At 45.4% G+C, this 5,304-nt stretch carries 2 protein-coding genes; one reads left to right on the forward strand and one right to left on the reverse strand.

The genetic code is table 11. The features are described 5' to 3' along the window. Positions 1-461: 461 nt before the first annotated feature. Positions 462-3,218 (reverse strand): M14 family metallopeptidase, encoded by a 2,757-nt coding sequence (locus MHZ92_RS21185; protein WP_239433706.1) that lies wholly within the window; start codon positions 3,216-3,218, stop codon positions 462-464. 267 nt (positions 3,219-3,485) lie between these two features. Between MHZ92_RS21185 and MHZ92_RS21190 the strand changes: the two genes are divergently transcribed. Next, positions 3,486-4,889, forward strand: a complete 1,404-nt coding sequence (locus tag MHZ92_RS21190) for a DUF6612 family protein (RefSeq protein WP_239433707.1) — start codon at positions 3,486-3,488, stop codon at positions 4,887-4,889. Positions 4,890-5,304 lie beyond the last annotated feature (415 nt).

Here is a 5,304-nt window from a genome sequence, read left to right on the forward strand (position 1 = left end):
TAGAAAACAGATTATCGATTATACTAGACATAGATAGTGCATCCTCCTTGGTTTTTGTAGTGATTAACCTTGAGGATGCCCTATCTTTTTTGTGCTTACACAGACTATTGTACGTCACCCAGGGTGACTTGCTTTGAGCGCGAGGGTGCTGGCTTTGAGCGCAGGGTGACTTGCTTTGAGCGCGAGGAGGCTGGCTTTGAGCGTAGGGTGACTTGCTTTGAGCGCGTGGGGGACGGCTTTGGACGCAGCAAGACTACCTTTGGACGTGTGGCTGATTGCTTTGGACGCGGCTAGACTCACTTTGGTCGTGAGACAGCTCCCTTTGGTCGTGCGACAACTTGCTTCGGACGCGCGGGCAATCCCTTTGTACGTGGGTCGATACCCTTTGGAGATAGAGCTACTTCACTGACGCGATTAAAAGAAAAAAGCCCTGCAGTCTATGCCACAGGGCTATCCATTCTTTAATTTTTATCCGGTCTCGGGTCCGGTCCTGGGACTTCTTCTGCTGTTGCGAAAATGCTGTTCGCCAGCATACGGTAGGAGTGTTTCGTATGTGCCCGGAATGCGAGATCGTTTGCGAAAAGTGTAATCGTTGCATCATCCAGTTGTTGCGTGAAGGCTAATGTTTGTCCTTGCGCGCCCTCATGCCCTGGCCACCAGCCAGCAACGTAGAAGTCTGGTGTCGATTTCACTTTCGCCAACACTTCCGCTCCTTCTGGAACGGCCGTGATCCATGAACCTCTCGTTGTGTAGAGCAGTTCTTCTGGACGATACCCTGCCATTAACGGGTGCTCCGTATTGACCGTAGCCTTGACGAGCCCTTCATGTCCATTTTTTGTTGTCTTGTACTCAAATCCAGCGAGCAACCCGGCATCATGGACAGCTTTCAATACGCTGTTGCCGATCCCGACGAACGTTTTGCCCGCAAGTTCCTTCGGTACATTCGAGTCGGAAACGATGACGTCCGCCTGCTCCTCTTCCGTTAAGGTGAATCCTAATTCCTTTAATGCGAAAGACAATTGGCCTGAACCGGCTCCCGCCACTTTCGGTGCAGCGATCCATTTTGTTTTGATTGCTTGATATGCCGGCAATACAGCCGCTTCAAATACATAATCGTCCTTATACGGAACGATATCTTTTGTTGCGACGACGAAATCCCCTATGTTGAATCCGAACTTATCCTCCTGGACGATTCCAACATGTTTGCCTTCGTTCAGCAATTCATTCACCAATCTGACCGTATCGTTATTAACATTTTTCAACACTTGCATCGTTTTGCGTTCATCCACTTCACTCGCGGGAACGACGACTTCTGTCACCGGCTCCTTCAATCCTTCCAGTAAGTCCTCCCCAGCAAAGCGCACATCGACGATTGTAAATCCTCTAAGTGCCGGGAAGTTGACGACGACCGGATCGTACATCGCCGCCCAGTCGGAGACGTCATCGCCTTTATATAGCATCGCATTCGCCAATCCACGTTTCGCCTGTTTCATTGGAACGACGTAAGCTCCTTGTGGATAGGTCGTCGGTCCAATTTTGACGGTTTCAGTCGTTTGCTCGACTTTCACACCGTTGCGGATCAAATATTCCACCATATGATATACTTCGGAAATATTTTTCTGATTCCATGAGTCGGTTGGTATGACATAATAATCCGGGAAAAAGTTTTCATGTTCCCCGCGAACACGCCCGATTGATTCACCGGCTGCGTTCGTTAATAACGGATCCACTGCACGGTTGTCTTCCCCTTTGACACCCCGGTTGAAGATTTCAACCTGTCTAGCAAATAGATCGTCTTTATTCTCAAACACGTAATGGATCATTCCGAAGCCTGTACCGACCATTGCATTGTAGGAATCCTGGCTGAGTGTCGGCACTTCGACAGTGTGGCCAAGTGTGCCGTGCAGCATGGAGAAAATTGGTGTATAGGAAGGCCCCATATCATCCCAACCATCTTCATACTCTTCGGACGCAAGGAAATACGACGTTAACTCGGAGCTGCCGATTCCCGCCTGTCCCATCGCATGTGCTTGTGGAATCATTCCTTCCATTAATAAATCATATTCAAAGTTCGGGTTATGCGGCGGTGTCGCAGGCTCGATTAAAAACCCTTTCACATAGCCATGCCCCTCCATCATCGCAAGCGGCGTCCATTTCGCAATGACTTGATTCAGCTGAATGGTCTCGACTTGCGTCTGATATGCATTGTCCCGATTCAAGTCAAACCCGTTCACGTTCGCTCGAGTATTATGGACACGGCCGTCCGGGTTATGAGAAAAGTTGAAGATGAAAATGATATGGTCGAGCACTTCGTCAACATTCAACACGACTTCTTCATCTATCCCGTCTTCATTAGTCGTCGTGAATGAAAGTTCTGTTTCCAAAGCGAATTGTTTTAACAATCCAGTTTGAAAATCAATCCCTTCCACTTCATCCGGATGAATATTGTTGAACCAGATTGGGACTTGATACTCTCCCATCGTGCCGTCTTGTAGCTTCGCTAATAGTTCCTCAGGAGTTTCAAGCGCTGTTGGCAATGTATTTTCCAAATAGTTGTTTACCGCGTCTTCATCCTTCGCAAGAACTACGAGATGCATATCTTTTCCTTCGACACTTTTTCCTGGACTTTCATAATGTAAATAGCGTTCATTTAAACTAGCTGCCTCTTCGAAAATCTGATCGATGGCAGGTTTGATTTCATCCCACTCCAAGAATTCGTCATACACATTCAGCTTGACTGTCGTGGTTGCTTTTAATTCGTTCTCGGAGTCGACTAAGGCAAGCTCATAGTCCCCAAGCAATTCCTTGTAGATGACCCGAATCGAGCGTGGTGATAGATCATCCGTACCGAACGGCAGGCCAAACTCGAGCTCCGCAACGATTTTCGTTGTGCCATTGATGAATTGCGGCTCTTTTTTCACAAGGATAAACGGATCTCCGGAATATGCTTTCGCATCAGCATTCCATTGTCTCCACTCATCCAGCGCTTTCCCGCCAAATTGCAGTTCAAATTTCTCCAAATCAACCATTCGCCCGAAATCCGCTTCAATCGTCACTTCCCTGCTTTCAGTCAGTGACAGAACCGACCTGCTGACATCCAGCTCGGTCGTTTCGGCAGCTTGGACAGCCTCAACCGACTGGGCCGCCTGCGCTGAATACGGCAACGCGAGCGAAAATGCCATGAACAATGCTAACAATCCGAACCAAAACCGTTTCAATCCCTCATCTCCCTTTCCCTTGGTATATTGTAGATTAATAGCCTACAATAATCCGACTATACCAAATATACAGATAGGTTAGTAGTGATTTACTTCGGTTTTTGAAATAAATAAAGAAAATGCTCAGAAGGAATCATGACGTGGAGACTATAACGGAGAAACGTCAGAAAAATATTCCAGTAAAATCTGAAACTTTTTCCAATTGCTTGCGTATATGTAATATGTCCGTCTTTTTTAGGGCAAAAAATATTGTAGGGGGTTATGTTGTTGAGAAAACTAGCAACATGGGCCTTGGCGTTTGTATTAGTTCTTTCATTCGCTTGGCCAAGCATGACGGCATCAGCTGAAGACGGTACTTTGAAGCTTGTTGTCGATGGAGTGGAAGTAGAGGGCTATGAACAGCCATTCGTGTCACAAGGGAAAGTATTGATTCCGGTGGATAATGTGTTCCAAGAAGCGGGTTTCAACGTGACGAAAGAGGCACCTGGTAAATTGAACGTGACGAATACGTATTTGACGCTTGATTTTGACATTGCCGATCAACAGATCAGCGTAAATGGCAAAGCGACGTCCGAAGTATTCCCACTCACTTTACGAAACTATGGAAATTATATTACGAGCGATTTCCTAGATTCATTGGTGGGCTTTGACGTGACAGTGTCCGAAGAGGACAACACAGTCAATGTCACAACGAATCGTGTGAAAGACATCGATGCATTCCTTGAAAAGATGCTAGCGGCGGACTTGAAAAGCTATGAAGCTAAACTGACATTGGACCAATCGATGGAAGCAGAGGCGGAAGAGCTTTCGATGAACATGAAAATGGATATGGATATGATCATGACGACAGATCCAATCGGACTTCATATGCTGTCCAAAATGTCTATGAACATGGGTGAAGAAGCGGAAGAACTTACGACGGAAGCTTATTTCACAAAAGACGGCTTCTTCCAATCTGACGGTAAGCAATGGACGAAGTTCCCTGCAGAACTATCGGATGGCTTGTTACAAGCTTCCATGGCACAAGTTGATCCGGCTACACAATTGCAGCTTGTGAAAGCGTTCATGAAAGGCATCCATGTGTTCGAATACGATGATGTCTACATCATTACACAAACGATGACGAATGAAGAATTCAAATCGATGATGAGTGATGCAATGTCATTATTCTCTGGCCTACTACCGGAAGGCGTTGACTCTGTCATCTCCGAAGGTTCTGTTATTAAAGAGGTTGAGTTTGAAGAAACAGTTCAGGAAGAAGCAGCCGAAGTTGAAGCTGATTTTGAAGAAGCTGCAACTGAAGAGGATGCTGTGGCTGAGGAAGACGCAGTAACTGAGGAAGAGGCTGTGGAAGAAGAGGCAGCTGACGTTGAAGCTGACCTTGAAGAAGCGGTCAACTCTGAATTGGAAGCCATCCTTGAAATGCTGCAAATTAATATCGACAAATTCTTTGTTGTCACAGTAGTCGACAAAGCAACTCTGTTCCCACAATCGACTTCAGGCATTACTGTTATTACAATGTCGATGGACGGCGAAACAGTTACAATCAAGCAACTAATCGATGGCGTGTTCAGCAAATTCAACGAAGTGAAGGAAATCAAAGTCCCAGCGGACGTCATTAAAAACGCCGTCACTCTAGACCTCACTTCCGGCGAAATCATTGCTGAATAATTGAATTGTATCGGTGCCTGCGCATCGTACATTTATGACAATTCAACATTCCGTATATAAATACAACAGGAAGTCAACCAATGATTGATATGGTTGGCTTCCTGTTTTTTTCTATGCAATTGTAGTGAATTAACTGACTTGTTCCGGTGCCTGTGTAAGATACCTTTATAACTATTCATGTGTTTTTATATTCATGCAGATATTAAGTACATTCGGACGGACATTATTGACTTCCGGAATTCCTATATGCAATTGTATTGTATAATCAGAATAGTATGTTGCACAGGCACCACACACTAGCGTTGCATACATCCCATAAACAGTATTAACTTATATATTTTTACAGTTTAATTACTTATGAAAATTTTAAAAAGGAACAGGGCTGTAAAGACGATTCAGTTCCCTTTTTTTTACA

The organism is Sporosarcina sp. ACRSL, assembly GCF_022346605.1.
Lineage (GTDB): Bacteria > Bacillota > Bacilli > Bacillales_A > Planococcaceae > Sporosarcina.